Source organism: Variovorax sp. EBFNA2, assembly GCF_033802765.1.
Lineage (GTDB): Bacteria > Pseudomonadota > Gammaproteobacteria > Burkholderiales > Burkholderiaceae_C > Variovorax > Variovorax paradoxus_H.
This window is the reverse complement of sequence record NZ_CP138496.1, coordinates 1035488-1062254: the sequence shown is the minus strand read 5'-3', so window position 1 is coordinate 1062254 and position 26767 is coordinate 1035488. Positions and strand designations below refer to the sequence as shown.

Here is a 26767-nt window from a genome sequence, read left to right as displayed (position 1 = left end):
CTACTTGTTCTTGTTGTAGACGTCGATGAACACCGCCGCCAGCAGCACCAGCCCCTTGATGACCTGCTGGTAGTCGATGCCGATCCCCAGGATCGACATGCCGTTGTTCATCACGCCCATGATGAAGGCGCCGATCACCGCGCCCATCACGCGGCCCACGCCGCCCGAAGCAGATGCGCCGCCGATGAAGCAGGCGGCAATCACATCGAGTTCGAAGCCCAGGCCCGCCTTGGGCGTGGCCGTGTTCAGGCGCGCCGCGAACACGAGGCCCGCGAGCGCGGCGAGCGCGCCCATGTTCACGAAGGTGAGGAACGCGAGCCGCTGCGTCTTCACGCCCGACAGCCGCGCGGCCTTCTCGTTGCCGCCGAGCGCGTAGATGCGCCGGCCGATGGTCGTGCGGTTGGTGACGAAGTCGTACACCACGATCAGCACCGCCATCACGATCAGCACGTTGGGCAGGCCCTTGTAGGTCGAGAGCAAATAGCTGAAGAACAGGATGATCGCCGCGAAGAACAGGTTCTTCACGAGGAAGAACGCATAGGGTTCCTGCTCCATGCCATGCGCCTTGAGCTTCGCGCGACCGCGCAGCTTGAAAAACACCAGCGCCGCGGCCGCGAGCGCGCCCACCACCAGCGAGGTGGTGCGCAAGGTGTCGCCACCGAGCGGATTGGGAATGAAGCCCGAACTCAGGCGCTGGAACTCGACCGGAAACGGCCCCACCGACTGCCCCGCGAGCAGTGCCAGCGTGAGCCCCTTGAACACCAGCATGCCCGCGAGCGTGACGATGAACGACGGGATCTTGCGGAACGCCACGAACCAGCCCTGCGCCGCACCGATGACGGCACCGGCCGCGATGCTGATGAGTGCGGTCGGCACGAAGTGCCATTCGTATTCCACCATCAGCACCGCCGCGAGCGCGCCGATGAAGCCGCACACGGAGCCCACCGACAAGTCGATGTGCCCTGCCACGATCACCAGCAGCATGCCCAGCGCCATGATGACCACGTAGCTGTTCTGCAGCAGCAGGTTGGTGAGGTTCAGCGGCCGCAGCAGCGTGCCGTCGGTCAGCACCTGGAACAGCACCATGATCGCGACCAGCGAGATCAGCATGCCGTATTCGCGCAGGTTGTTCTTCAGGAAGCCCACATGGAGCTTCGCGGCAACAACAGGAGCGGCGCCTTGCACCGCGTTGGCTTCAGGCTGAGACATGGACACTGCTCCCCGCGCTCACGATCGCATGCATGATGCGCTCCTGCGACGCCTCGGCCGCCGTGAACTCGGCCACGAAGCGGCCCTCGTTCATCACGTAGATGCGGTCGCACATGCCGAGCAACTCCGGCAGTTCGGAAGAGATCATGAGAATGCCTTTGCCCTCGCTCGCGAGCTGGTCGATGATGGTGTAGATCTCGTACTTGGCGCCCACGTCGATGCCGCGCGTGGGTTCGTCCAATATGAGCAGCTCGGGTTTCGTGAAGAGCCACTTGCTCAGCACCACCTTCTGCTGGTTGCCGCCCGACAGGTTGACCACCGGCTGCTCGACACCCGAGCAACGGATGTTCAGCGCCTTCTTGTAGTCGTTGGCGACCTTGAATTCTCGGCCGTCGTCGATCACCGAGCGCTCGGAAATCGCATCGAGGTTCGCGAGGCTGATGTTCTTGCGGATGCCTTCTTCCAGCACCAGCCCGAGGCCCTTGCGGTCTTCGGTGACGTAGGCGATGCCGTGGTCGATGGCCTTGCGCACGGTGCTCACGTCCACCGCCTTGCCATGCATGCGCACCGAACCGCTGATGCGCTGGCCGTACGACTTGCCGAACACGCTCATCGCGAGTTCGGTGCGGCCCGCGCCCATGAGGCCCGCGATGCCGACGATCTCGCCCTGGCGCACGTGCAGGTTCACGCCCTTGATCTGCTCGCGGTCGGCATGCAGCGCGTGGTGCACGCGCCAGTCGCGCACTTCGAGCACCGTCTCGCCGATCTTGGGCGAGCGCTGCGGGTAGCGGTGTTCCATGTCGCGGCCCACCATGCCGCGGATGATGCGGTCTTCGCTGATCGCCTGCTTTGCGCAGTCCATCGTCTCCACCGTCGCGCCGTCGCGCAGCACGGTGATCGCGTCGGCCACCTTGGCGATCTCGTTGAGCTTGTGCGAGATGAGGATCGAGGCGATGCCCTGGCGCTTCAGCTCGAGCAGCAGCATCAAGAGCGCATCGCTGTCGTTCTCGTTGAGGCTGGCGGTGGGCTCGTCGAGGATCAGGAGCTTCACCTCCTTGGCCAGCGCTTTCGCAATTTCCACCAGCTGCTGCTTGCCCACGCCCAGGTCGGTCACGAGCGTGGTGGGCAGCTCCTTGAGTCCCACCTTCGCCAGCAGCTCGCGCGTCTTCGCATAGGCAGCGAACCAGTCGATCACGCCGCCGCTCGCGATCTCGTTGCCGAGAAACAGGTTCTCGGCAATCGAGAGCAGCGGCACCAGCGCCAGCTCCTGATGGATGATGATGATGCCGAGCTTCTCGCTGTCGGCGATCGTCTTGAAGCGGCGCAGCTCGCCCTCGAAATAGATTTCGCCGGTGTACGAGTCGCACGGGTAGACGCCGCTCAGCACCTTCATGAGCGTCGACTTGCCCGCGCCGTTCTCGCCGACCACCGCGTGGATCTCCCCCGCGCGCACGGCGAGGTTGACGTTGCTCAGGGCCTTCACCCCGGGAAACGTCTTGGTGATCCCGCGCATCTCGAGGATCGTGCGTTCGCCTGCCTGGCTCACTTGACCTGGCTTTCCTTGTAGTAGCCGCTGTCGACCAGCACCTGCTTCCAGTTGGAGCCGTCCACGCTCACCGGCTTGAGCAGGTACGAGGGCACGACCTTGATGCCGTTGTTGTAGGTCTTGGTGTCGTTCACTTCGGGCGTCTTGCCCGAGAGCATGGCGTCGGCCATCGCCACCGTCACCTTGGCGAGTTCGCGCGTGTCCTTGAACACGGTGGAGCTTTGCTCCTTGCGCAGGATCGACTTGACCGAAGGAATCTCCGCGTCCTGCCCTGACACCACCGGCATCGGCTGCGAGCCCGAGCCGTAGCCCACGCCCTTGAGCGACGAGAGGATGCCGATCGACAGGCCGTCGTACGGCGACAGCACCGCATCGACGCGGTTCTTCGTGTAGTAGGCCGACAGCAGGTTGTCCATGCGCGCCTGCGCCACCGCGCCGTCCCAGCGCAGCGTGCCGACCTTGTCCATGCCCATCTGCTTGCTGCGCACCACCAGCTTGCCGCTGTCGATGTAGGGCTTGAGCACCGACATCGCGCCGTTGTAGAAGAAGAAGGCGTTGTTGTCGTCGGGCGAGCCGCCGAAGAGCTCGATGTTGAACGGGCCCTTGCCGCTCTTCAGGCCCAGCGCCGCTTCGATCGATTGCGCCTGCAGCACGCCGACCTGGAAGTTGTCGAAGGTGGCGTAGTAGTCGACGTTCTTCGAGCCCTTGATGAGCCGGTCGTACGCGATGACCTTCACGCCCTTGTCAGCGGCCTTCTGCAGCACGTCGGAGAGCGTGGTGCCGTCGATGGCCGCGATGACCAGCACCTTCGAGCCCTTGGTCACCATGTTCTCGATCTGCGCGAGCTGGTTCGGAATGTCGTCGTCCGCGTACTGCAGGTCGGTCTTGTAGCCCTTGTCCTTGAAGTACTTGACCATGTTCGCGCCGTCGGCGATCCAGCGCGCCGACGACTTGGTGGGCATCGAGATGGCGATGAGGCCCTTGTCCTGCGCATGGGCCAGCGGCGTGAAGCCGACGACGGCAAAGGCGAGGCCCGCGAGCGAGGCTTTGAGGAAGTTGCGTTTCATGTCGGTCGGCTCTCAGTACTTGCGGTTCGGGAATTCTTTGGCAGCGACTTCCATCGGGAAGATGCCCTCTTCGGTCACGATGCGCTTGGGCAGCGGCTTGCCGGCCTTGATGTCCTTCACCGCCTGCATGAGCTGCGGGCCGAGCAGCGGGCTGCATTCGACCGACACGTTGAGCTTGCCGGCGATCATGGCTTCGAAGGCGCCCTTCACCCCGTCGATCGAGATGATGGTGATGTCCTTCGCGGGCTTGAGGCCGGCTTCCTCGATCGCCTGGATCGCGCCGATCGCCATGTCGTCGTTGTGCGCGTAGAGCACGTTGATCTTCTTGCCTTCGGCCTTGAGGAAGGCTTCCATCACCTCCTTGCCCTTGGCACGCGTGAAGTCGCCGGTCTGCGAACGGATGATCTTGAACTTCGGATCGGCCTTGATGATTTCCTCGAAGCCCTTCTTGCGGTCGATGGCCGGGGCCGAGCCCACGGTGCCCTGCAGCTCGACGATGTTCACGTCGCCCTTCTGGCCCTTCATCTTCTCGACCAGCCAGCGACCGGCCTTGCGGCCTTCTTCGGTGAAGTCGGAGCCCATGAAGGTCACGTAGAGCGAGTCGTCCTTGGTGCTCACGGAGCGGTCGGTCAGCACGACCGGAATCTTCGCGGCCTTGGCTTCGCGCAGCACGGTCTCCCAGCCCGACTCGACCACGGGCGAGAACGCGATCACGTCGACCTTCTGCGCGATGTACGAGCGGATGGCCTTGATCTGGTTTTCCTGCTTCTGCTGCGCGTCGGAGAACTTCAGCTCGATGCCCGCCTCCTTGGCCGACGACTTGATCGACTCGGTGTTGGCCGTGCGCCATTCGCTCTCGGCGCCCACCTGCGCGAAGCCGAGCACGAGTTTTTTCTGCGCAAAGGCGGACACGGGCAGCAGGCTGCCCAGGGCTGCGGCGGCGAGCGCGGTGTGGAGGGTGCGGCGATTCATGGTCATGGTTGTCTCCTTCTTGATGAGTCTGTGGTGTGTTTGTCGTACGCGATGAAACCCCGTCCGGTCAGGCCAGCATGTAGCCGGTCTTGACCGTCGTGTAGAACTCCGCGGCGTGGCGCCCTTGTTCGCGCGGCCCGTAGCCCGACCCTTTGCGGCCGCCGAAGGGTGCATGAAAGTCCACCCCCGCGGTCGGCAGATTGACCATCGTCATGCCGACCACGGCATGGCGTCTGAAATGCATCGCGTGCTTCAGCGAGTTGGTGCAGATGCCCGCGCACAGGCCGAAGGGCGTGTCGTTGCACAGCGCGAGCGCTTCGTCGTAATCGCCGGCGCGCAGCACGCAGGCCAGCGGCCCGAAGATTTCTTCGCGTGCGATGCGGTTCTCGGGCTTCGCCAGAAAAAGCGCGGGGCTCATGTAGTGGCCGGCGGTGGCGCGCTGCAGTGCGTCGCCGCCCCACACATGCTCAGCGCCCTCTTCGCGCGCGACGTCGATCCACGCGAGGTTCTGCGCCAGCCGCTCTGCATCGGCCACGGGGCCGATGTCGATGCCGCGCTCCAGCGCGTGGCCGATCTTCAATGTCTTCAGGCGCTGGCGCAGCTTCGCCACGAAGGCGTCGTGTACGGCGGCTTCGACGATGAGGCGGCTCGACGCCGTGCAGCGCTGGCCGTTGGAAAAGTAGGCGCCCTGCACCGCGCAATCGACGGCGCGGTCGAGGTCGGCATCGGCCAGCACCACGAGCGCGTTCTTGCCGCCCATCTCCAACTGCACCTTGGCGCGCCGTGCGGTGGCGGCCTGCAGCACGCGTTCGCCATTGGCGGCCGAGCCGGTGAAGCTCAGCGCATCGACGAGCGCGCTGTCGACCAGCGCCTGGCCCGCTTCGCGCCCGCTGCCCATCACGAGGTTGAACACACCGGCCGGCAAGGTGGCGCGGCTGATGATGTCGGTCAGTGCCCAGCCGCAGGCCGGCACCAGCTCGGCCGGCTTGAAGACCACGCTGTTGCCATGCGCCAGCGCCGCGGCAATCTTGGAGGCCGGCACGGCGAAGGGCGTGTTCCACGGCGTGATGAGGCCCACCACGCCGACCGGTTCGCGCGTCACGTCGACCTGCACGCCGGCGCGCACCGACGCCACGTTCTCGCCACCGCCGCCGCGCAAGGCTTCGCCCGCGAAGAACTTGAAGATCTGGCCCGCACGCGCCACCTCGGCCACGGCCTCGGGCAGCGTCTTGCCGACCTCGCGCGCCAGCAGCAGGCCCAGGTCGTCCTTGCGTGCGAGCAGCTCGGCGCCGATGCGATCGAGCACGTCGGCGCGCCGCTGCGGCGTGCTGTGGCTCCAGTGCACGAAGGCCTCATTGGCCGCGCGGATCGCCAGCTCGACCTGGCGCCGGTCGGCACGGGCGTACTCGGCCACCACCTCGCTGGTGTCGGAAGGATTGACGCTGACACCCGTGGTCGCGCTGGTTTCCCAGCGGCCGTTGATGTACTGGCGCACGCTCTGCCGAAGCTCGCCGTGGATCACCGTGGCGTTGCCTTGTCTCTGTTGTTGTGGGTCTGGGGCGGAAGTCTAGAAACGATTTCGATATCGATCCAATCGTTTTTTAGACAAAATGCATATCAATCGGTGGATTCTGGAAAACCCCGTCAGACCTTCGTTCGCACCTTCTTCATGAACACCTACAACCACTGGTTCATTCGCGCCCGCCTCAAGACCCGCCAGCTGCTCTTGCTGGTGGCGCTGGCCGAGGAAGGCAACATCCACCGCGCGGCGCAGGTGCTCAACATGACCCAGCCCGCCGCGTCGAAGTTGCTGAAGGACCTGGAAGACGTGCTCGAGGTGCCGCTGTTCGACCGCCTGCCGCGCGGCATGCGCCCGACCTGGTACGGCGAAACCATGATCCGCCACGCCCGCGTGGCGCTGGCCAGCCTGAACCAGGCGCACGACGAACTCACCGCGCTGAAGGCCGGGCGCTTCGGCCAGGTGAACGTGGGCGCCATCACCGCGCCGGGCCTCACGCTGATGCCGCCGGCCGTGGCGATGGTCAAGCGCGAGCAGCCCGACCTGCGCGTGTCGCTCGAGATCGAGACCAGCGCGGTGCTGATGGAGCGCCTCGCGCAGGGCAAGCTCGACATCCTCGTGGCGCGGCTGTTCGCCGAGCACGACAAATCACAGCTGCGCTACGAGGCCCTGGCCGAAGAACCGGTGTGCGCGCTGGTGCGCCCCGGCCATCCGCTGCTGGGCGTGAGCGGGCTCACGCTGCGCGACGTGGTGGGCGCCGGCTGGATCGTGCCGCCCGCGGGCAGCGTGCTGCGCCACCGCTTCGAGCTGATGTTCCAGGAGGAAGGCCTCGCGCCGCCGGCCAACATCATCGAGAGCCCGGCCCTGCTGTTCATCACGCGCATGCTGCAGCAGAGCGACATGGTGGCGGTGCTCGCGAGCGACGTGGCGCGCTACTACGCGGCGCACGGCATCGTGTCGCTGCTGCCGCTGGACATGCCCTGTCACATGGACGCCTTCGGCATCATCACGCGCACCGACCGGCTGCTGTCGCCGGCCGCGAAGGTGATGATGAAGGCGCTGAAGACGGCGAGCATGAGCGTCTATGGACGCAAACTCGAGATGGACTGATCAGGTCCAGCCGGCGTCGACCGTGAACTCCTGCGCGGTGCACATCTTCGCGTCGTCCGATGCCAGGAACAGCACCATGCGCGCGATGTCTTCGGGCATCAGCTTGTCGGGCAGGCACTGGTTGCGGTGCAGCGCCTTCTCGCCCTCGTCGTCGAGCCACAGCTTCACCTGCCGCTCGGTCATCACCCAGCCGGGCGACACGGTGTTGATGCGGATGCGATCCTTGCCCAGCTCCACCGCGAGCCCGCGCGTGAGGCCGTTCACCGACGACTTGGCGATCGCGTAGCAGGGGTAGCCCGAGCCCTTGGTCTGCCAGCCCGTGGAGCCGAGGTTGACCACCGAACCGAAGCCCAGGCGCTTCATGCCCGGCACCACCGACTGGATCGCGAACAGCGCGGGCCGCTCGTTGATGGCCATGCGGTTGTCGTAGTAGTCGGGCGTGACCGATTCGAGCGTGTGGCGATCGTCGCTCGCCACGTTGTTGACCAGCACCGCGAAGTCGCCGAGTTCGGCCGCCGCCTCGGCCATGGCCCGCTGCAGCGCGCCGATGTCGCGCACGTCGCAGGCGCGCCACCACGGCGCGGCGTGGCCGGCCTCGGCGATCTGCGCGGCGAGCGCGGCGCTGGCACCTTCGGCAATGTCGATGAAGGCCACGCGCGCACCCTGCGCCGCGAAAGCCGCGACGATGGCCGCACCGATGCCACTGCCGCCGCCGGTGACGAAGACGGTGCGATTCTTCAGGCTGGGATGGATGGAAAGTTGAGGGGAATTCAAGGAAAAGGTCTCCAGGGTGCATCTCATGACATTGCAAAATCAATATCAATAGATACAGTTATTTTTGATTTCAGTTATCAATATGCCTTGATACGATCCGCCGCGTCAAGGCATGACATTCAGAAAGAACAAATGACCCAGCAAGAGACAAACGCCCCTTCTTCGCCGCTCGCGGCTCCTCGCGTGCTCGGCACGCCGGAATGCCTCTGGCCCGCCGCCGCCGACCTCGGCGAAGGCACGCTGTGGTCGGTGCGCGAACAGGCGCTGTACTGGATCGACATCCTGCAGCCGCGCCTCTTCCGCTACGACCCGGCCACCGGCGCGCAGCGCACGTGGCACTTCGACGAAGAGATCACCGCCATCGCCGAGCGCGCATCGGCGCCGGGCCTGTTCCTCACGCTGCGCCGCGGCTTCGCGCTGTTCGACACCACCGCGCCCGGCGACACCACGAAGCCGCGCTACCTGCACCAGCCCGAACCCGAGCGCACCGGCAACCGCTTCAACGACGGCAAGTGCGACAGCCGCGGCCGCTTCTGGGCCGGCAGCATGGACTTCGACTGCAAGGCGCCCACCGGCGCGCTCTACCGCTTCGACGCCGACGGCCAATGCACCCGGCACGACGACGGCTTCGAGGTGACCAACGGGCCGACGTGGTCAGGCGACGGCCGCACCATGTACTTCAACAACACGGCAATCAACCTGCTGTACGCCTACGACTTCGACATGGAGGCCGGTGCGGTGTCGAACAAGCGCGTGTGGCACCGCTTCCCGAAGGGCGACGGCCTGCCCGACGGCATGACGACCGACGCGGCTGGCCGGTTGTGGATCGCGCACTGGGACGGCGCCTGCATCACCTGCCACGACCCGGTGAGCGCCGCCGAGCTGTGCCGCATTGTGCTGCCCGCAAGCAACGTGACCGACTGCGCCTTCGGCGGCGCGGATATGCAGACGCTCTACATCACGACGGCGCGCAACAGCCGCACCGAAGAACAGCTGAAGAGCGAGCCGCTGGCCGGTGGACTCTTTGCTGTGCGCATCGACAGCCCGGGCGTGCCGGCGGCGTTGTTCGCAGGCTGAGCCGACGCGCGCTTCAGCAAACGATGAAGCGGTGCTCGGTCGTGCTGGCGAACACCTCGCCCGGCCGCAGCACCGTCGATGGAAACGCCGGCTGGTTCGGCGCATCGGGAAAGTGCTGCGTCTCCAGGCACAGGCCGTCGCCCTGGCGCAGGCTCGCGCCCGCGCTGCCGAGCAGGCTGCCGTCGAGAAAATTGCCTGAGTAGAACTGCACGCCGGGCTCGCTGGTGTGCACGTCCATCACGCGGCCCGAGGCTTCGTGGGCGAGGCGTGCGGCATGCGCCAAGCCCGTGCCGTTTCTATCAAGCACCCAGTTGTGGTCGTAGCCGTGCGCACGCAGCAGCTGTTCATGGCCTTCGCGGATGCGCTCGCCGATGCGTGTCGGCGTGCGGAAATCGAAAGGCGTGCCGGCCACGTCTTCGAGCCCGAGCGGAATGAGCGTGGCATCCACGGGGCAGTAGCGGCTCGCGGGCAGCGTCAGCACATGGTCCATGACCGAGCCCGATCCCGCGAGGTTGAAGTAGTCGTGGTGGCTCAGGTTGAGCACCGTCGGCCGGTCGGTGGTGGCGCGGTAGTCGATGCGCCAGGTGTTGGCCGTCGCGCTCAGCGTGTAGCGCACCGTCAGCTGCACTTCGCCGGGATAGCCCTCTTCGCCGTCGGCGCTGGTGTAGCGCAGTTCGAGGGCGAGGTCATCGGGCATCGGCACGATCTCCCAGTAGCGCTTGCCGAAGCCGGTGGCGCCGCCGTGCAATGTGTTCACGCCGTCGTTCAGGCCCAGCTGATGAGCAGCGCCATCGAGCGTGAAGCGGCCCGCCGCAATGCGGTTGGCATAGCGGCCGACGATGGTGCCGAAGTGCGGATGCGGCTTCAGATAGTCATCGAGCGGCGGCAAACCCAGCACCACGTTCGCGCTGCGCCCTTGCCGATCCGGCACATGCAGCGCGGTGACGATGCCGCCGAGGTTGATGGCGCTCAGTCGCAGGCCGTGGCCGTTGTCGAGCGTGTATTCGGTGACGGGCCGGCCGTCGGGCATGGTGCCGAAGGAACGTGAAGTGAGAGGCTGGGTCATTGGGTTGGCGACTGCAGCGCCTCGCGCGCGCATTGCGATGCGGTGCGCAGGCCGATGCGGTCCTTGAGGTCGTGAAAGGTCGGTGGCTCGGCCGCATGCGTCATCACTTCGACGCGGTGGCCCGCCTTGCCCACGGCATCGGCAAAGCGCCGCTGCAGCGCGAACGGGGTGTTGCGGTCGTCGGGGTTGCCGATCAGCACGATGCGACGCTGCGGGTCGCGCGCAATGCCGGCCACATGGTCCAGCGGGTCGTAGACCTGCGTGCTGCCGGTGGTGTCGGTGCGCCCGTCCTTCGAGCGGCCGAGCAGGCGCGCACGCTCCAGCAGATCGAACGCGCCCGAGGTGAGCACCGCGCAGGCCACGCGCGTGCGCCCGAGCGTGAGCAGCGCGGCGCCGGCCGTGGCGCCGCCGCTGTGGCCCAGGAGCACCACGCGCTGCAGGCGGTGGCGCTGCATCAGCGCCTCCAGCGCCGCATCGAGGGCGTGGAACTCCACCGCCTGACGCCGCTTGCGGTGGTCGCCCGACGAGCCGTAGGTGCCGGGCCGCGCCATGAAGATCCACGGCACGCCGGCACGGTCGCTCGCGGCCTGCGCATCGAGCGTGCGCAGCGGTTCGGTGTTGCCCGGAATGCGCGCGGGCGACTGGTTCATCACGCTGTCGCGGTCGCCCGAGAACTGCACGATGGCGATGCGCGCGTCGTCGATGTCGCGGCTTGCGAAGTAGCGGATGCACGACGGCCCCTCGACCGCCTGCACCCAGAGGAAGCCGGGGCGGTCGGGGCAGTGGGCGCGCACGGCGGGCTGGTTCCAGTGCAGCAGCGCGCCTTCGGGCGAGGCGGACGCCGCCGGCTCGCGCGGCGTCGAGGCCCTCGGCGCGTCCACGCGGTGCGCGCAGGCCGTCTGCACGAGCACCAGCAGCAGGCAGGCCAGGCGCGCGCAAGGCTTCATAGCTTTTGCAGCAGTTCGGGAATGAGGCCGAAGTCGGACGCCAGGCGGTCGCCCTTCACCAGCACCAGGTCGCCGTCGCGCAGGAAGTCGCCGAGGTAGCCGGTGAGCTGCGCGGCGTCTTCGAAGTGCGGGCCGAGCAGCTCGGCCGGCACCTCCTCGCGCAGCCAGCGCATCTCGGCGCCGTGCGTCACGAGGTGCGCGATGCCCGAGGCGAGCAGCGGCGCGGCCAGGCTGCGGTGCATGGCCTCGGCGTCCTTGTCGAGGTTGACGATGCGCCCGAGCACGCCGATCTTGCGCGTCACCGGCCCGTGCGCGGCCCGATCGCAGGTGCGCACGAAGTCCATCGCGTTGCGCATCGACATGACCTCGGCGCTCCAGCTGTCGTCGATGAGCGTGGCCTGCACGCCGCCCTGCGTGCGCAGCGCGCGCAGCTGCATCACCGACGCTGGCAGGCGCACGAAAGGCATGCGCGCGCATGCGGCCTCGGCGTCGAAGCCCAGCGCCAGCAGCGCGGCAAAGGCCAGCGCCGAATTGCGCACCAGCCCCGCGCTCGCGATCGGGAACAGGTACTCGACCGTGCGACCCGGCAGCGCAATGCGCACGCGGCAACCGCCGTCAGGCTCGGGCCGGGTGTCGACGATGCGGATGTTGGCGTCGGGCCCGCTGCCCACCACCCAGATGGCGCCTGCCGTGCGCGCGGCCGCCTGCACCACCTGCATCAGGCAGGGAATGTGGTCGGGCACGATGGCCACGCCGCCGGGCTCCAGCCCGAGGAAGAGGCGCGACTTGTAGTCGGCCGTCTGTTCCACCGTGGTCGCGCGGTAGGTCTGCGACAGACCGAGTTCGGTGAGGATGGCCACGTGCGGCCGCGCCACCAGCGAGATCGGCCCGCGGTCCATCCACAGCGCGCTCTGCGCCATCTCGAGCACGCACACGTCGGCGTCGGCCGCGAGGCTGGCCAGCATGGCCGGCACGCCGACGCGCGAGTTGTAGTTGTCGACCGTGGTGTGCACGCGCGCCGCCTCGGGCAGCAGGTCGCGCAGCATGGCGATGGTCGACGACTTGCCGACCGTGCCGGTCACGCCCACCACGCGCCCCGTGAAGCGCGCACGCGCGGCCACGCCCAGGTCGATCATGGCGCGGATCGGGTCGTCCACCTGCAGCAGCGGAAAGGCCGGATCGAGCCCGTCCACCCGGTGCGCGACCACGGCGCCCGCGAGCGCGCGCTGCAGCACGGGCAGGTCGTCATGGCGGTCGGGGTTGTCGGCGCGCGGCTTGCTGTAGTTCTCGTGTCTGGCGAGCGTGCGGTAGTCCGACGCGATGAACAGCCCCGGCTTCGGCAGCAGTGCCATGTGCGTCGGCCCGCGCACCACGGCGTTCGCGACCCAGTCCGGCGGCGGCGGCACGAGCCACTGCCCGCCGGTGACGCGCTGCAGCTCGTCGGCGGTCCACACGGGCGAGGCCTGCGGTGCGGCGCCCGGACGCAGCGCCGCGAGCACAGGCGCGCGGCGCTCGGGCAGCGGCGTCGGCGCCTTCAGGCGCAGGCCGCACCACACGGGCAAGCGGCGCGCGGGCGGCAGGTCGGGCAGCGCGCCGCGCACGCGCACTTCGATCTGCAGCACGTCGTCCTCGAGCAGGCCCAGGCGCGGCGCGCGCAGGCCGTAGCGGTCGCGGTAGATGCGCCCCGGCGTCCAGCGGCTGGTGGGCCACATCCAGTCGCAGGGGTCGTGGTCCATGGCCTCGCCCCAGGCCGGCATGGTGGCGCTGCGCATCGCCAGCGCGCGGAACTGCACGCGCAGGTCGGCGCTCACTGGCGCATCGGCGGTCCAGTACGACTCGACCCACAGCAGGCGTCGCCCGACGATCTGCGTCGGCGCGCAGCGGATGCCCACGAGGCGCAGCGGGCCGATCTGGATCGGGCGCATCTGCGCGTCGGCCGGCACCACATCAACCGACCACTCGGGCCGGGGCGCGAGCACGGGGCCGACCAGCGCGGGCGGGCGCGACGCCGACAGCGGCACCAGCGGCGGGCGACCGGCAGGCGCGGTGCGCTCGGGCGGCGACAGCTGCAGCGCACAGCGCCCGTCGGGCCGCGGCGTCATCTCGGTGCCGAGCGCACGGCACAGTTCAGCGAAGCGCGCGCTCGCGGCCTGCGCCGCGTCGCCCTCGCGCTGCTGCGAGAAGCCGAAGCCCACACCCACCGGCGTGAACACCACCTCCTCGACGCCATGCGGCCCGAGGCGCAGCGAGAACACGCCGGAGTCCCCGAGGTCACGGCGGATCGCGTCGAACAGCAGGTCGCCTGCGTCGTGCAGGATCGGCCGGCCCTGGTAGACCTCGATGCCTTGCAGCAGGTGGGCCGAGGTGCCGAGCACCGCGTCGGCGCCGGCCTCGACGATGGCATGGCCGACGGCGATCTCGGCGCGCGAAGGCGCGGTCTCCTGGTTATTGCCCCAGTGCACGGCCACCAGCACCACGTCGGCCTCACGGCGCGCGGCGGCGATGCGCGGCGCGAGCGTGGCGCGCCAGGCGGCCGGGTCGCTGAGCGGCAGCCAGGCCGCGCCGGGAAGCTTCGCGGTCGCGGCAAAGCTCGGCTGCGTGGCGTCGAGCGAGAACAGCGCCACACGCAACCCACCGGCCTGGCGGAAGGCGGGGCTCAGCGCCGAGTCGAGGTCGGGACCGGTGCCGGCGAAGGCGATGGCGGCGGCGTTGAGCAGCCCGTGCTGCTCCAGCAGCGCTTCGGGGCCGTAGTCGCCGCTGTGGTTGTTGGCCGTGGCGACCATGTCGATGCCGGCCTCGGTCAGCACCGACAGCATCTCGGGCCGTGCGCGGTAGTAGTACGGGCAGCCCTCGCCCTTCTCGATGCCCTGCGCGCCCGTGGTGGCGACCACGCATTCGAGATTCACGATGCGCAGGTCGGCCTCGCGCAGCGCGGGAATGTCGCCGAGCATGCGGGCCGGGCCGCCCAGTTCGTGCATGCGGTAGTGCAGGCGGCGGCCCAGGTTGACGTCGCCGCCCCACAGCACGATGCCCTCGAGGCCGCGCGGTGCAGCCGGCTCGGCCGCGGCTTGCGAGAGCTGCGCGCTCTGCTGCTGCGCCTCGCGCGCTTCGAGCAACCGGTGGTAGGCCACGTAGCCCGACAGGTAGTGCTCCACGTCGTCGATGCGCACGCGGAAGCTGTGGTGCTTGATGAAAAACGAGCCCGCGATGCGGTCGGGGTTGCGGAAGAACATCGCCAGCTCGGGCCAGAAGTGGCCGTTGGCGAGGTAGCGCGCGCGGTGCTCCAGCGCGCGGTCGAACTTGTGGCGGTCGAGGCCCGCGAGCAGCGGACGCAGCGCCGGGTCGGCTTCGAGCCGCAGCACCATCTCGCGCGCGGCCATCATGAGTTCGAGCAGCGTGGGGAAAGTGGTGATGCGCTCCAGCACGAAGTCGAGGTGGCCCGCCATGTTCTGCAGGCCGAACTGGTAGTAGCGTGTTTCGGGCTTGAAGCGCGTGAGCTCGTTGACGCAATAGCTCAGCCAGTGGTCGTGCGCGCGCCAGTGGCCCGCCGCGATGAAATGCTCGAAGGCCTTTTCGACCACCGCGAGCCAGCGCGCATCGCGCGTGAGGCCGTACAGCCGCATGAGCCCGAAGGCCGCCTCGCCGTCGTAGTAGATGATGCGAAAGGGCTCCTTCACGTCGAGCCCCGGGTGGTTGAGCACGTGCACGAAGCGGCCGGTCTGCGCGTCCTGCATGGAGCGGATGCCCAGCGCGAGCTGCTCCAGCAGCGACTGGTACTGTGTGTCGCCCGTGAGTTCGGTGTACTTCACGAAGGCCAGCAGGCACACGGCATTGCCGCCGAGCTTGATCTCGTTGCCGACGTCGACGAGGAACGCGGCCTGCGTGCCGTCGGGCAGCGTGGCGCGGCGAATCAGCCGCTGGCTCAGGAAGGCCAGCGCGCGGTCGATGGCGGCTTTCTGCGTGTCGCTGCGCGTGAGCTCCCAGCCTTCGAGCATCGCGTAGGTCGAGCTGGCGTGGCGCAGCGTGTTGTAGGTGGGAATCGCGCGATCGAAGCACGGGAACCAGCCGTAGTGGAACTCGCCCGTGGGCTTGACCTGCTCGGCCAGGTAGTCGCTCGCCGAATCGACCAGCGCGCGCACCTGCGCCGCGTTCCAGTCGGTGAGCGTGCGAAAGCCTGCGGCCTGCCCTTCGGCCGTCAGCGGCCAGGCGCCGTCGGCATCGACGTACACGGCGCGCGTGGTGAAGCACCACACGGGCGCGGCGTCGTCGGTGGGAAAGTCGCGCTCCTCGCCGAAGCGCCGCTGGGTGTGCGTGCGCAGGTTGCCGTTGTTGGGCTCCGCGTGGTCGACCGTGCCGTTGTAGAGCACGGCGCTGCCGTGCATCTCCTGTGCGAGCAGCGCGGTGTCGAAGTGCGCGTCGAGCGCGATGCCTTCGTTGAAGTAGTTGCGCTTGGTCTGCGCCAGCCGCGCCTTCAGTTCGCCCCAGGTCATCGGCGTGGTGCGATCGACGATCTCCGCGCGCAGCCGCTGCGCGGGCCGCTCGGCGCGCTTGGCCTTCACGGCCAGCGCCTCGGCGGCGGCCTGCCACGCGGCCTCGGTGTCGGGGCCGCGGCCCATGACGACGCGGGCGCGGCTCTCGCCCTCGCCGATGGCGAGGAACACCACGCAACCGGCTTCGTCGGTGGCGGGCGCGACCGGGGGCAGCGCCCCGTCCGGGGTGGCCAGGGCTTGCCTGGCGCGGTTCAACAGATCGGCGAGGGGGACGGGAGCTTCTTGGTGAGTCATGCGCCGCGAATGATGACAGGCCGCCGCGCGGCCTGCCACTGCGGAAATCCGGGGCGCGTCAGGTCCGGGTCGGGCGCGGGTCAGGCCCAGGCGTCGAACACCGCGCCGCGCACCGCATCGACCGCCGCCGAACGCTCGCCGCCGGCCGGCGCGAGCCAGCACAGCCACGTGTGTGAGCGCCAACCGTTCCAGACCGCGAGCTCGCCCTGGCGCTCGCCCTGCTCGGCCTGGTCGAGCCGCATCAGGCCCGCGCCCATGCCGCTGGCGACCATGCTGCGGATGGCGCTCTCGCCGTCGGCGGTGACGCCCTGGCGGTAGTCGCGCCCGGCCGAGGCGAACAGCTTTTCGAGGTGCGCGCGCAGGATGCACGAGGGCGGCGTGCCGACCCAAGTCAGGTCGGTGAGCTGGTCGAGCGTGAGCTCGGGATGCGCCTGCGCCACGGCCAGCGGCAGGCCCACGGCCAGGTCGACCACGCCCAGGCGCCGCAGCTCGAAGCCTTCGAGCCGCTCGGCGTCGCTGAGCACATAGGCGCAGTCGAGTTCGCCGCGCTGCACGGCCGCCAGGGTTTCGTACGACAGCCCCTGCTTGAGCTGCAGCGTGACCTGCGGATGCTGCTGCGCCAGCGTGACCAGCACGCTGCCCAGCCGCAGCGCCACCGGATCGACCACCGTGCCGAAGCGCACCACGCCCTGCGCCGCGCCGCGCAGCTGGTCGGCGGCCGACTGCATGCGCATCGCCGAGGCCAGCGTGCGCTCGGCCTCTTCGAGCAGGCGCTGGCCGGCCGCGGTGGGCGACATGCCGCGCGGCGTGCGCTCGAACAGGCGCACGCCGAGTTCGTCTTCGAGCGCCTTGAGTTGCGCGCTGGCGGCCGGCGCGCTGGTGAACACGCGCTCGGCGGCGCGGGTGAGGTTGCCCTCCTTCGCGATGGCGACGAAGGTCTTCAGTTGGTACAGCTCCATGACCGCGGATTGTGAGCGCGTGCGGCGCGGCGGTCCGTTCGCTTTTTCGGAAGCCCCTGTCCAAAGAAACGAATGGCCTTCGCGGGGCGGCGTCCCCATCCTTCAGGCCACGCACTCCGTGTTTTTCTGAAAGGTCTTCCCTTGTCCTCCCCTTCCTCACGCCTGCCGGGCTTTGCCGCCCTGCTCTTCGCCACCGCCAGCTGGGGCAGCCTGTTCCTCGTCGGCAAGGGCGTGCTGCACCACGTGGCGCCCGTGTGGCTCACGCTCATCCGCTACACCCTGTCGGCGCTGGTGTTCGCCGCGCTGCTGGGCCTGCGCGGCACCGGCGGCTGGCACAAGCTGCGGCGGCATGCGGTGCCGCTGGCGCTGCACGGCTTTGCGGGCTTCGGCGTGTTCAGCATCCTGCTGTTCATCGGACTCTCGCACTCGGAGCCTTCGCACGGCGCGGTGCTGATCGCGACCACGCCGATCACCACGCAGCTGCTGCGCTGGTGGCTCGACGGCGTGCGCCCGACGCGCACCACCTTGCTGACCGCGGCGCTGGCGCTGGCCGGCGTGGCGACGGTGGCCGGTCTGCTGTCGCCCGGCGGCGCGGCGCTGTCGCACGACTCGCTGTACGGCGACGCCATCGCCTTCGTCGGCACGCTGGGCTGGGTGGTCTACACGCGCGGCGCGGCGCGCCTTCCCACGCTCGACACGGTGGAATACACCGCGCTCACGGTGCTGGCCTCGTGGCCACTGCTGCTGGCCGTGGCGGTGGGCATGGCCGCGCTGGGCGCATCGCCCGCGCCCGACGCGCAAGGGCTGCGCCTGTCGTGGCAGGTGCTGCTGTACGCGGGGCTGGTGCCGTCGGCGGTCGCGGTGCTGGCCTTCAACCACGGCGTGCGCGCACTCGGCGCGGTCACGGGCACGGCCTTCCTGAACTTCGTGCCGGTGTCGACGCTGCTGATGGGCGTGGCGCTGGGCAAGCCGCCCGCCACGCATGAGATCGTCGGTGTGGCGATGGTGGTGGCGGCGCTGCTGCTGCATGTGATGGCGACGAAGCGCGCGGCGACGCCGGTGGCTGCGGTTCACAGCCCGGTGCCCAGTCAGCGCACCTGCGGCGTCACGCCCTAAGTGACCACAGGCCGCACGGCCGTCAGTCGCCGAGCGCCCGGTAGAAGTAGGTGGTGCCGCACGGCGTGCCGTCGGGCAGCAGCGCGTAGCCGGGGATCGTGCCCACGCGCTGCCAGCCGCAGCGGGTGTACAGCCGCTCGGCCTCGGGGCTGGAGGTGTCGAGCACGAGCAGCGTTTTGCCGTGGTCGCGCGCGCGCTGTTCGGCGCTCTGCATCAGCAGGGCGCCAAGGCCGAGCCGGCGTGCGCGGCGGTGCACCAGCATCTTCGCGACTTCGCCGCGGTGCGGCTGGTTCTCGGGCTGCGCCAACACCAGCTGCACGGTGCCGACGATGCCTTCGTCGTCCTCGGCCACGAGCAGCTCGCGCTCGCCGCGCGCCACGCCGTCGGCCACGTGGCGCCAGAAGGCCCGTGCGCGCTCGGGCGTGAGCGGCTGCATGAAGCTCACGGAGGCACCGCCTTCGACGCAGTCGATGAGCACGTCGGCCAGCGCGTTCAGCTCGGCCTCGTTGACGGTGGACAGGGCGCGCAGGCGCGGGGTGGTGGCAGCAGTCATGGTCATTTCCGGTTGGAGTGGGAGGGCGCGCTGGTGATGACGACCGCGTAGCGCGCCGTCTCGCGGGTGGGGTTGTAGTAACTCGTCGGCTGGTCAAGCACGAGCGCGAGGCAGTCGCCGGCGTCGAGCCGGTACTGCTGGTCGCCGACCGCGAGTTCGATGCAGCCTTCGAGCACCCACACCTGCTGGTGGATGCGCGGCTCGCGCGCGCCGGTTTCGTAGGCCACGCGCGCGCCGGGCGGAAACAGCACCTCGACGATCTGGATCGGCGAGGCGTCGCCGCCGGCCGAGACGTTGCGGCGCAGGTAGCCCGAATGCGGATCGCGCCACTCGAGCTGGTCGGCGCGGCGCGACACCGGGCTGGCCCTGGGCGCGTGGGGCTCGAACAGCGAGGCCAGCGGCACGCCCAGGCCGGTCGCGAGTTTTTCGAGCAGCACCGCGGTCGGACTGCTCTCGCCGCGCTCGATCAGAGAGATCATCGAGCGGCTGACGCCGCAGTGCGTGGCCAAGGCGTCGAGCGAGAGATCGCGTGCGGCGCGCAGCGCGCGCACGCGCTGGGCGATGCGGTCGTTGAGGCTGGGGGTCGAAGCTGATTCTTCTTTCATATTGGATGAAATATCCAATTAAATAGAACACCAGTCAACCCTGGATGAAAGCGTGTCGTCGCGACCTTCGGAGACTTGTTCGTCGAAGTGACTGTTCTTTGGAGAAATATTCATGCCCATCGCTGAAATCATCCAACACATCACCACCACCGACGCACCATGAGCGCCAACGATCCCGCCCCCCTGCCCTCGCGTTTCGCCACCTTCGCGGACGGCCCCGCTGCGCCGTCCGCGCTGCGCACCCGCATCACCGCCGCCTGCCGGCCGCCCGAATCCGAGGCGCTGCGGCCGCTGCTCGATCAGGCCCGGCTGCCCGCCGGCCAGGCCGCCGAAGCCCACGCACTCGCCCATCGCATCGCGCACCAGCTGCGCCAGCGCAAGAACGGCGGCGGTCGCTCCGGCCTCGTGCAGGGCCTGCTGCAGGAGTACGCACTGTCGTCGCAGGAAGGCGTGGCGCTGATGTGCCTGGCCGAGGCGCTGCTGCGCATTCCCGATGCCGACACGCGCGACGCGCTCATCCGCGACAAGATCGCGCAGGGTCAGTGGCAGGCGCACGCGGGCCGCAGCCCGTCGGTGTTCGTCAACGCCGCCACCTGGGGCCTGCTGCTCACGGGCAAGCTGGTGGCCACGCACAGCGAGACGGGCCTGTCGGCCACGCTGACGCGGCTGATCGGCAAGGGCGGCGAACCGCTGATCCGCAAGGGCGTCGACATGGCGATGCGCATGATGGGCGAGCAGTTCGTCACCGGCGAAACCATCGGCCAGGCGCTGGCGCATGCGCGCACGCTCGAGGCGCAGGGCTTTCGCTATTCGTACGACATGCTCGGCGAGGCCGCGCTCACGGCCGACGATGCACGCCGCTACCGCGCCGCCTACGAAGACGCGATCCACGCCATCGGCCGTGCCTCGAACGGGCGCGGCGTGTACGGCGGGCCGGGCATCTCGATCAAGCTGTCGGCGCTGCACCCGCGCTACAGCCGCGCGCAGTACACGCGCGTGATGGCCGAGCTGTACCCGGTGCTGCGCGATCTGGCACTGCTGGCGCTGCACTACGACATCGGCCTGAACATCGACGCCGAAGAAGCCGACCGGCTCGAGCTCTCGCTCGACCTGCTGGAGCGCCTGTGCTTCGAGCCCGCGCTGGCGGGCTGGCAGGGCATCGGCTTCGTGGTGCAGGGCTACCAGAAGCGCTGCCCCTTCGTCATCGACTGGGTGATCGACCTCGCGCGCCGCAGCGGCCATCGGCTCATGGTGCGGCTCGTGAAGGGCGCCTACTGGGACAGCGAGATCAAGCGCGCGCAGCTCGACGGGCTGGCGGGCTACCCGGTCTACACGCGCAAGGCCTACACCGACGTGTCGTACCTCGCGTGCGCGCGCCGTCTGCTCGACGCGCCCGACACGGTGTACCCGCAGTTCGCCACGCACAACGCCCACACGCTGGCCGCGATCTACACCATGGCCGACCCGTCGCGCTACACGCCGGGCCAGTACGAATTTCAATGCCTGCACGGCATGGGCGAGCCGCTGTACGAGCAGGTGGTGGGCCCGCTCGGCCGGCCCTGCCGCATCTACGCGCCGGTGGGCACGCACGAGACGCTGCTGGCCTACCTGGTGCGGCGGCTGCTGGAGAACGGCGCGAACACCTCGTTCGTGAACCGCATCGCCGATGCGTCGATTCCGCTCGACACGCTGGTGGAAGACCCGGTCGCGACCGTCGAGCGCATGGCTGCAGAGGAAGGCGCGATGGGCCTGCCGCACGCGGCCATTCCGCTGCCGGTCGCGCTTTATGGCGACCAGCGCGCGAACTCGCAAGGCCTCGACCTCGCAAGCGAAGACACGCTGCATGCGCTCGCCGCCACGCTGCAGGCCAGCGCGACCGAACCCTGGCGCGCCATGCCGATGCTCGCGGCGCCACGCGCCGAAGACGAAGCCGCCCGCATCTGGGCCGAGGTGCGCAACCCGGCCGACCGCCGCGACCTCGTCGGGCAGGTGCAGGACGCACTGCCGGGCGACGTGGCCTCGGCCATCGAACAGGCCGAAGGCATCGCCACCGCATGGGCCGCCACCTCGCCCGCCGAGCGCGCCGCCGCCCTCGACCGCGCCGCCGCATCGCTCGAAGCGCAGCAGCCGCGGCTGCTCGGCCTGTTGATGCGCGAGGCCGGCAAGAGCGGCGCCAACGCCATCGCCGAGGTGCGCGAAGCGGTCGACTTCCTGCGCTACTACGCGGCGCAGGCGCGCACCGATTTCGCCAACGCCACGCACCGCCCGCTCGGACCGGTGGTGTGCATCAGCCCGTGGAACTTTCCGCTCGCGATCTTCACCGGCCAGGTGGCCGCCGCGCTCGCGGCCGGCAACCCGGTGCTGGCCAAGCCGGCCGAGCAGACACCGCTGGTCGCCGCCGAAGCGGTGCGCGTGCTGTGGGAAGCCGGCGTGCCGCGTGCGGCGGTGCAGCTGCTGCCGGGCCGCGGCGAAACCGTCGGCGCCGCGCTGGTCGGCGACGCGCGCGTGCAGGGCGTGATGTTCACGGGCTCGACCGAGGTCGCGCGCCTGCTGCAGAAGACGCTGTCGGCGCGGCTCGGTGCGCACGGCGCGCCGGTGCCGTTGATCGCCGAGACCGGCGGGCAGAACGCGATGATCGTCGACTCGTCCGCGCTCGTGGAGCAGGTGGTGGCCGACGTAATGGCCTCGGCCTTCGACAGCGCGGGCCAGCGCTGCTCGGCGCTGCGCGTGCTGTGCGTGCAGGAAGAAGCGGCCGACCGCCTCGTCGCGATGCTGCAGGGCGCGATGGCCGAGAACTGCATCGGCAACCCCGCGCGGCTCGCGGTGGACGTGGGCCCCGTCATCGACGACGAGGCGCGCGACGGCATCGAGCGCCACATCGCCGGCATGCGCGGGCGCGGCCGGCGTGTGTTCCGCCAGGGCCGCGAGTTCGGCCACGACATGCGCCACGGCACCTTCGTGCTGCCCACGCTGATCGAGCTCGACCACCTGGGCGAGCTGGAGCGCGAGGTGTTCGGCCCCGTGCTGCACCTGCTGCGCTACCGCCGCCGCGACCTCGGCGCGCTCATCGGCCAGATCAACGGCAGCGGCTACGGCCTCACGCTGGGCGTGCACACGCGCATCGACGAGACCATCGCGCAGGTGGTGGCGCAGGCGCAAGCCGGCAACGTGTACGTGAACCGCAACATGGTCGGCGCCGTGGTCGGCGTGCAGCCCTTCGGCGGCGAGGGGCTGTCGGGCACCGGGCCGAAGGCCGGCGGGCCGCTGTACATGGCGCGCCTGCTGTCGACGCGGCCCGACGATGTGCTCGCGCGCGCCGTGGCCGACGGCGACGAGACCGCTGCGCCTTCCCACGGCCTCGCCGCGCTCGAAAGCTGGGCGCGTGACACAGGCCGCGATGCACTCGCCGCGCAGTGCCGACGCTTCGCCGGCCTCGCGCCGGTGGGCCGCGCACGCACGCTGGCCGGCCCGACCGGCGAGCGCAACGTCTACACGCTGCAGCCGCGCGAGGCCGTGCTGTGCCTCGCCGATGCAGAGGCCGACCGCCTCCTGCAACTGGCGGCCGTGCTCTCGGTCGGCAGCACCGCCATCTGGCCGGCCGATGCGCCCGGCGCGCACACGCTGCTGGCCGCGCTGCCCGACGAGGCGCGCCACGCGGTCGTGCTCGCCAACGACTGGTGCGCGCCCACCGTGGTGTTCGATGCCGTGCTGCACCACGGCGACGCAAGCCATCTCGCCACCGTGCTGCAGCAGGTGGCGGCGCGGCCCGGCCCCATCGTCGGCGTGCGCGGCTTCGCGCCCGGTGACACCGGCATCCCGCTCGAAAGCCTGGTGCTGGAGCGCGCGCTGAGCGTCAACACCGCCGCGGCCGGCGGGAACGCGAGCCTGATGACGATCGGGTGAACGGGCTTATTTGTCGAACGCCGGATCGATCGGTACTCGGTACCCGTTGACCAGCCGATTGGTCTCGTTCGCCATGCCGACCACGGCCATCAGCTCGGCGAACATGGCCGGCGTCATGCCGGCCTTTTCCGCGCCCGCGTGGTGGCTCGCGATGCAGTAGCCGCAGTTGTTCGTGACGCTCACCGCGAGGTAGATCATTTCCTTCACCACCGGGTCGAGCGCGCCCGGCGCCATCACCTCCTTGAGGCTGGCCCAGGTGCGCTTCAGCGTGGCCGGGTCGTTGGCCAGGTACTTCCAGAAGTTGTTGACGTCGGGCACGTGGCGCGACGCCTTGATGTCGTCGAACACCGCGCGGACCTCGTCGGAAGCGGCGGCGTGCTCGATGGGCTGGGGTTTCATGCGATCTCCTGAGGGAAGTGTGAATGCGGGTCGGAAAGCAACATTTGCTTTCGGTACCTTCACATTTATTGTGAATTAGGTCCTAGGTTCACGCGGCCTCCGATTCATACAGTCGAAGCGTCACACATCCAGCGCGCCATCAGCGCCATCTCAGGGAGCAGAGAGAACCATGGAACACGTCATCCAGCACGTGGGGAGCGGTGCGCGCGTCGCATGCGTCCACAAGAAGAAACCACAGGGCATCGCGGGCGCCGTGCTCGCACTGGCCGCCAGCTTCGCGGGACCATCGGCCTGGGCCGACGTGAGCCTGGGCGGCACCAGCTACACCACCGGCTCGGGCGCGGTGTGCAGCTCCGGCAGCACCGGCCCGACATGGGCCTGCCAGGTGCCCAACGGCAGCGGCGGCTTCGCGCTCATCACCGGCGTGCCGACCGACCCCGTGAACGGTGGCCCCGATGCAACGGCCTTGCAGGGCATGGTCAGCGGCAACCTCGGCGGTGAGGCGCTGCTGCTCGGCGGCACGTCTGCCAAGGCCACCGGCTTCGGCAGCGTGGCGGCGGGCTCCGACGCGCGCGCCACCGGAACCTACGCCACCGCCATCGGCTCCACCACCGTGGCCGCGGGCGTCAGCAGCACGGCCGTGGGCAACGTGGCCCAGGCCTTCGGCACCAACGCCACCGCCATCGGCGCCAACACCACCGCGGTGGCCACCAGCAGCCTCGCAGCAGGCGACCGCGCCACCGCGAGCGACATCAATTCGACCGCACTCGGCGCCAACACGCAGGCGCGCAAGAAGAGCAGCCTCGCGGCCGGCGACAAGGCGATTGCCGATGGCATCAACGCCGCCGCGCTCGGCGCGAACACGCAGGCACTGGCCGACAGCGCCGTCGCCGTGGGCGACCGCGCCACCGCGAACGCCGAGTCGGCCGTGGCCGTGGGCCGGCAGAGCACGGCATCGGCTGCGTCGGCCGTGGCGATCGGCACCGGCGCGACGGCGAACGCCGTCAACGGCGTGGCGCTGGGCGCCGGCGCCGTTGCCGACCGCGCGGGCATGAACGGCCAGAAGGAACGCTTCTCGAACATCGCCGTGGGCTCGACGCAGGGCGCGGTCTCGGTCGGCAGCGCGGGCGGCGAACGGCAGATCACCAACGTGGCGGGCGGCACGCAGGCGACCGACGCAGTCAACGTGCGCCAGCTGCAGGCGGTGCAGGCCGGCGCGGTCAACTACGTCACCAATGTCGACGGCAGCGTGAACCACAACCAGATCGTGCTGGGCAACGGCCAGGCGCCGAACGGCACCACCGTGTCGAACGTGGCGCCCGGCGTGGCCGGCACCGATGCGGTCAACGTCAACCAATTGAACGCGCAGGGTGCGCAATGGCGCGACGCCATCCGCCTGAACCAGCGCGACGCCAACGCCGGCACCGCCGGTGCGATGGCCATGGCCGGCATGCCGCAGGCCTACATGCCGGGCAAGAACATGCTCGCGGCCGGCGTGGCCGGCTACGAAGGCCAGAGCGCCATCGCGCTGGGCTTCTCGAGCATCTCGGACAACGGCAAGTGGGTGATGAAGTTCACCGGCTCGGCCAACTCGCGCGGCAACGTCGGCGTGTCGGCCGGTGCGGGCTTCCAGTGGTGAGGCGCATGAATTTCCTCCCCATCGCCACGCTGTTGACCGTGCTGTCGCTCACCGGCTGCACCTCGTACGTGAGCCGCGGCATCGACAGCGACGGCAAGGCCACCGAACTCGTCTGGCCCGGCGCTGATCAACAGCAGACCTGGCAGACCGAAGGCAGCTTTCCGAACCGAGAGAACCTGCGCGCCATCGGCCCCGGCGCGACGAAGGACCAGCTCTACGCCCTCATCGGCCGCCCGCACTTCGACGAAGGCATGGCGGCCGTGCGCGAGTGGGACTACGTTTTTCACTTCCGCTCGGGCGGTGGCATGACCAGCTGCCGGTACAAGGTGATCTTCGACACGGCCTACAAGGCGCGCAGCTTCCACTGGAACCCTGCGATCTGCGCGGAACTGGCGAAGGGCTGACCGGTTGCTGGTCAGCAACCGTGCGGCGGCGGCTCCGGCCGCCGCCACAGCCACGCCAGCACGACCGCCATCGACCCGATGCCCACGCCCGCGAGCCACGGCTTGTGCGCGGTGAACGCGATGACGACCGCGCAGAACGCCATCGCCGCGGTCGCGCTCCACTTGGCGCGGCGGCTCACCGTGCGGCCGTTTTCCCAGTTGCGCAGCAGCGGGCCGAAGAGCCGGTGATTCAGCAGCCAGCGATGCAGCCGCGGCGAGCTGCGCGCGGCGGCCCATGCCGCCATCAGCACGAAGACCGTGGTCGGCATGCCCGGCGCCACCACGCCGATGGCGGCCAGCACCAGGCACAGCGCGGCAAAGACCAGCAGCAACCACCGCACGACGAGCGGCAACGGCCGAGGCTCGACAACAGTGGGCGGGTTGTGGTGAGGGTCTTCGTCGGGCGTCACCGGACGATTGTCTTTCTTTCTCCTGCGCCCCCGGACGCGCTTGATTCAGATCAACCGCGTGCGGGTTAGCGCTGCGGATACTGGACTTTTACATCCACCTGTAAAGTTCTGAAGACCATGGCCCACCTTGTATGGAAGACCGAGCTCAATACGGGGATCCATGAGATCGACACGCAGCACCAGCGCATCGTGCAATACATCAATGCGCTGGACGACGCCCGGCGCACCAACGACCGCAAGGTCGTGGGCCGGATCATCGAAGAGACCATCGACTACACCGCCTCGCACTTCGCGTTCGAGGAGGCCATGATCGAAGACGCGGGCTACCCCTTCTCGGGTCCGCACCGGAAGGTGCACGAGATCTTCGTGCGCCGCGTCACCGAATTCCGCGCCCGCTTCGAGTGCGGCGAAGAGGTGCTGGCGGAGCTGCACGACATGCTCTCGCGGTGGCTGTTCAATCACATCCGCCATGAAGACGGCGCGTACGTGGCGACCGTGAAAGCGCACCTGCGCACGACGGATTCGTCGGCGGAAGTTCTGGTGCATGCGCAGGTGCGCCAGGCGGTGCAGCAAGGGGGTGCTGCGGGGCAGGTCAAGCTGGGGTGGATGCGGCGGTTGTTCGGGGGGTGAGCGCGAGGGGCGGCCTCGCATCGCGCCGCCCCCGCGCCC

At 69.2% G+C, this 26767-nt stretch carries 21 protein-coding genes; 7 read left to right on the top strand and 14 right to left on the bottom strand.

The window, feature by feature from the left end; all coding sequences use genetic code 11:
• The 5 genes from mmsB to RZE79_RS04725 form a co-directional block, all read right to left on the bottom strand.
• A complete protein-coding gene (gene mmsB / locus RZE79_RS04745) occupies window positions 1-1209 on the bottom strand; it encodes a multiple monosaccharide ABC transporter permease (RefSeq protein ID WP_319359232.1) in 1209 nt (402 codons plus the stop codon).
• Window positions 1196-2722, bottom strand: a complete 1527-nt coding sequence (gene mmsA, locus RZE79_RS04740) for a multiple monosaccharide ABC transporter ATP-binding protein (protein WP_319361092.1) — start codon at window positions 2720-2722, stop codon at window positions 1196-1198. Before mmsA ends, mmsB begins: the two co-directional genes overlap by 14 nt.
• A 29-nt stretch (window positions 2723-2751) precedes the next feature.
• Window positions 2752-3822, bottom strand: coding sequence for a multiple monosaccharide ABC transporter substrate-binding protein (gene chvE, locus RZE79_RS04735; RefSeq protein ID WP_319359231.1), 1071 nt, complete (start codon window positions 3820-3822; stop codon window positions 2752-2754).
• 12 nt (window positions 3823-3834) lie between these two features.
• Window positions 3835-4800: an ABC transporter substrate-binding protein gene (locus RZE79_RS04730; protein WP_319359230.1), complete on the bottom strand. Its 966-nt coding sequence runs from the start codon at window positions 4798-4800 to the stop codon at window positions 3835-3837.
• Between the two features lie 61 nt (window positions 4801-4861).
• Entirely contained in the window at window positions 4862-6316 is a 1455-nt protein-coding gene (locus tag RZE79_RS04725) for an aldehyde dehydrogenase family protein (protein WP_319359229.1), read from the bottom strand.
• A 147-nt stretch (window positions 6317-6463) separates the two neighbouring features.
• Here RZE79_RS04725 and RZE79_RS04720 point away from each other — a divergent pair, with 147 nt between their 5' ends.
• Window positions 6464-7423, top strand: a complete 960-nt coding sequence (locus RZE79_RS04720) for a LysR family transcriptional regulator (RefSeq protein WP_153280557.1) — start codon at window positions 6464-6466, stop codon at window positions 7421-7423.
• Here RZE79_RS04720 and RZE79_RS04715 read toward each other — a convergent pair whose 3' ends face one another.
• Entirely contained in the window at window positions 7424-8224 is an 801-nt protein-coding gene (locus RZE79_RS04715) for an SDR family oxidoreductase (protein WP_319359228.1), read from the bottom strand.
• A gap of 105 nt (window positions 8225-8329) precedes the next feature.
• Here RZE79_RS04715 and RZE79_RS04710 point away from each other — a divergent pair, with 105 nt between their 5' ends.
• Window positions 8330-9274, top strand: coding sequence for an SMP-30/gluconolactonase/LRE family protein (locus RZE79_RS04710; protein ID WP_319359227.1), 945 nt, complete (start codon window positions 8330-8332; stop codon window positions 9272-9274).
• Window positions 9275-9287: 13 nt separating this feature from the next.
• Here RZE79_RS04710 and RZE79_RS04705 read toward each other — a convergent pair whose 3' ends face one another.
• The 4 genes from RZE79_RS04705 to RZE79_RS04690 form a co-directional block, all read right to left on the bottom strand.
• The gene (locus RZE79_RS04705) at window positions 9288-10340 is read right to left on the bottom strand and encodes an aldose epimerase family protein (protein ID WP_319359226.1); all 1053 of its coding nucleotides are present in this window, start codon (window positions 10338-10340) and stop codon (window positions 9288-9290) included.
• Window positions 10337-11287, bottom strand: coding sequence for an alpha/beta fold hydrolase (locus RZE79_RS04700; RefSeq protein ID WP_319359225.1), 951 nt, complete (start codon window positions 11285-11287; stop codon window positions 10337-10339). Before RZE79_RS04700 ends, RZE79_RS04705 begins: the two co-directional genes overlap by 4 nt.
• Window positions 11284-16071: a CapA family protein gene (locus RZE79_RS04695; protein WP_319359224.1), complete on the bottom strand. Its 4788-nt coding sequence runs from the start codon at window positions 16069-16071 to the stop codon at window positions 11284-11286. Before RZE79_RS04695 ends, RZE79_RS04700 begins: the two co-directional genes overlap by 4 nt.
• Before the next feature lie 80 nt (window positions 16072-16151).
• Window positions 16152-17030 (bottom strand): LysR family transcriptional regulator, encoded by an 879-nt coding sequence (locus RZE79_RS04690; protein ID WP_319359223.1) that lies wholly within the window; start codon window positions 17028-17030, stop codon window positions 16152-16154.
• Window positions 17031-17171: 141 nt separating this feature from the next.
• Here RZE79_RS04690 and RZE79_RS04685 point away from each other — a divergent pair, with 141 nt between their 5' ends.
• Window positions 17172-18146: a DMT family transporter gene (locus RZE79_RS04685; RefSeq protein ID WP_319359222.1), complete on the top strand. Its 975-nt coding sequence runs from the start codon at window positions 17172-17174 to the stop codon at window positions 18144-18146.
• Between the two features lie 22 nt (window positions 18147-18168).
• Here RZE79_RS04685 and RZE79_RS04680 read toward each other — a convergent pair whose 3' ends face one another.
• Both RZE79_RS04680 and RZE79_RS04675 read right to left on the bottom strand, forming a co-directional pair.
• Window positions 18169-18699: an N-acetyltransferase family protein gene (locus RZE79_RS04680; RefSeq protein ID WP_373696537.1), complete on the bottom strand. Its 531-nt coding sequence runs from the start codon at window positions 18697-18699 to the stop codon at window positions 18169-18171.
• A 2-nt stretch (window positions 18700-18701) separates the two neighbouring features.
• Window positions 18702-19304: an XRE family transcriptional regulator gene (locus tag RZE79_RS04675; protein ID WP_319359220.1), complete on the bottom strand. Its 603-nt coding sequence runs from the start codon at window positions 19302-19304 to the stop codon at window positions 18702-18704.
• 159 nt (window positions 19305-19463) lie between these two features.
• On the opposite strand from RZE79_RS04675, the gene putA reads away from it, so the two are divergent.
• Window positions 19464-23207 (top strand): trifunctional transcriptional regulator/proline dehydrogenase/L-glutamate gamma-semialdehyde dehydrogenase, encoded by a 3744-nt coding sequence (gene putA / locus RZE79_RS04670; RefSeq protein ID WP_319359219.1) that lies wholly within the window; start codon window positions 19464-19466, stop codon window positions 23205-23207.
• A gap of 6 nt (window positions 23208-23213) precedes the next feature.
• On the opposite strand, the gene RZE79_RS04665 is transcribed toward putA, so the two are convergent.
• On the bottom strand, window positions 23214-23606 hold the full coding sequence (locus RZE79_RS04665) for a carboxymuconolactone decarboxylase family protein (RefSeq protein WP_099795158.1): 393 nt from the start codon (window positions 23604-23606) through the stop codon (window positions 23214-23216).
• Between the two features lie 169 nt (window positions 23607-23775).
• On the opposite strand from RZE79_RS04665, the gene RZE79_RS04660 reads away from it, so the two are divergent.
• Both RZE79_RS04660 and RZE79_RS04655 read left to right on the top strand, forming a co-directional pair.
• Entirely contained in the window at window positions 23776-25245 is a 1470-nt protein-coding gene (locus RZE79_RS04660; protein WP_319359218.1) for a YadA-like family protein, read from the top strand.
• A 5-nt stretch (window positions 25246-25250) separates the two neighbouring features.
• Complete coding sequence (locus RZE79_RS04655; RefSeq protein ID WP_319359217.1) at window positions 25251-25649, top strand: outer membrane protein assembly factor BamE; 399 nt, start codon at window positions 25251-25253, stop codon at window positions 25647-25649.
• Window positions 25650-25660: 11 nt separating this feature from the next.
• Here the strand turns inward: RZE79_RS04655 and RZE79_RS04650 are convergent, their stop codons facing one another.
• A complete protein-coding gene (locus tag RZE79_RS04650; RefSeq protein WP_319359216.1) occupies window positions 25661-26098 on the bottom strand; it encodes a YbaN family protein in 438 nt (145 codons plus the stop codon).
• Between the two features lie 117 nt (window positions 26099-26215).
• Here RZE79_RS04650 and RZE79_RS04645 point away from each other — a divergent pair, with 117 nt between their 5' ends.
• On the top strand, window positions 26216-26728 hold the full coding sequence (locus RZE79_RS04645; protein ID WP_101491125.1) for a bacteriohemerythrin: 513 nt from the start codon (window positions 26216-26218) through the stop codon (window positions 26726-26728).
• Window positions 26729-26767: the final 39 nt, after the last annotated feature.

Excerpts from the sequence above, each read along its gene's own strand:
- RZE79_RS04675 (WP_319359220.1), bottom strand. The coding sequence starts at position 19,304 with ATGAAAGAAGAATCAGCTTCGACCCCCAGCCTCAACGACCGCATCGCC.
- RZE79_RS04700 (WP_319359225.1), bottom strand. The coding sequence starts at position 11,287 with ATGAAGCCTTGCGCGCGCCTGGCCTGCCTGCTGCTGGTGCTCGTGCAG.
- mmsB (WP_319359232.1), bottom strand. The coding sequence starts at position 1,209 with ATGTCTCAGCCTGAAGCCAACGCGGTGCAAGGCGCCGCTCCTGTTGTT.
- RZE79_RS04705 (WP_319359226.1), bottom strand. The coding sequence starts at position 10,340 with ATGACCCAGCCTCTCACTTCACGTTCCTTCGGCACCATGCCCGACGGC.
- RZE79_RS04680 (WP_373696537.1), bottom strand. The coding sequence starts at position 18,699 with ATGACTGCTGCCACCACCCCGCGCCTGCGCGCCCTGTCCACCGTCAAC.
- RZE79_RS04665 (WP_099795158.1), bottom strand. The coding sequence starts at position 23,606 with ATGAAACCCCAGCCCATCGAGCACGCCGCCGCTTCCGACGAGGTCCGC.
- RZE79_RS04660 (WP_319359218.1), top strand. The coding sequence starts at position 23,776 with ATGGAACACGTCATCCAGCACGTGGGGAGCGGTGCGCGCGTCGCATGC.
- RZE79_RS04695 (WP_319359224.1), bottom strand. The coding sequence starts at position 16,071 with ATGACTCACCAAGAAGCTCCCGTCCCCCTCGCCGATCTGTTGAACCGC.
- RZE79_RS04730 (WP_319359230.1), bottom strand. The coding sequence starts at position 4,800 with ATGACCATGAATCGCCGCACCCTCCACACCGCGCTCGCCGCCGCAGCC.
- putA (WP_319359219.1), top strand. The coding sequence starts at position 19,464 with ATGAGCGCCAACGATCCCGCCCCCCTGCCCTCGCGTTTCGCCACCTTC.
- chvE (WP_319359231.1), bottom strand. The coding sequence starts at position 3,822 with ATGAAACGCAACTTCCTCAAAGCCTCGCTCGCGGGCCTCGCCTTTGCC.
- RZE79_RS04720 (WP_153280557.1), top strand. The coding sequence starts at position 6,464 with ATGAACACCTACAACCACTGGTTCATTCGCGCCCGCCTCAAGACCCGC.
- RZE79_RS04690 (WP_319359223.1), bottom strand. The coding sequence starts at position 17,030 with ATGGAGCTGTACCAACTGAAGACCTTCGTCGCCATCGCGAAGGAGGGC.
- RZE79_RS04645 (WP_101491125.1), top strand. The coding sequence starts at position 26,216 with ATGGCCCACCTTGTATGGAAGACCGAGCTCAATACGGGGATCCATGAG.
- RZE79_RS04655 (WP_319359217.1), top strand. The coding sequence starts at position 25,251 with ATGAATTTCCTCCCCATCGCCACGCTGTTGACCGTGCTGTCGCTCACC.
- RZE79_RS04710 (WP_319359227.1), top strand. The coding sequence starts at position 8,330 with ATGACCCAGCAAGAGACAAACGCCCCTTCTTCGCCGCTCGCGGCTCCT.
- mmsA (WP_319361092.1), bottom strand. The coding sequence starts at position 2,722 with ATGCGCGGGATCACCAAGACGTTTCCCGGGGTGAAGGCCCTGAGCAAC.
- RZE79_RS04715 (WP_319359228.1), bottom strand. The coding sequence starts at position 8,224 with ATGAGATGCACCCTGGAGACCTTTTCCTTGAATTCCCCTCAACTTTCC.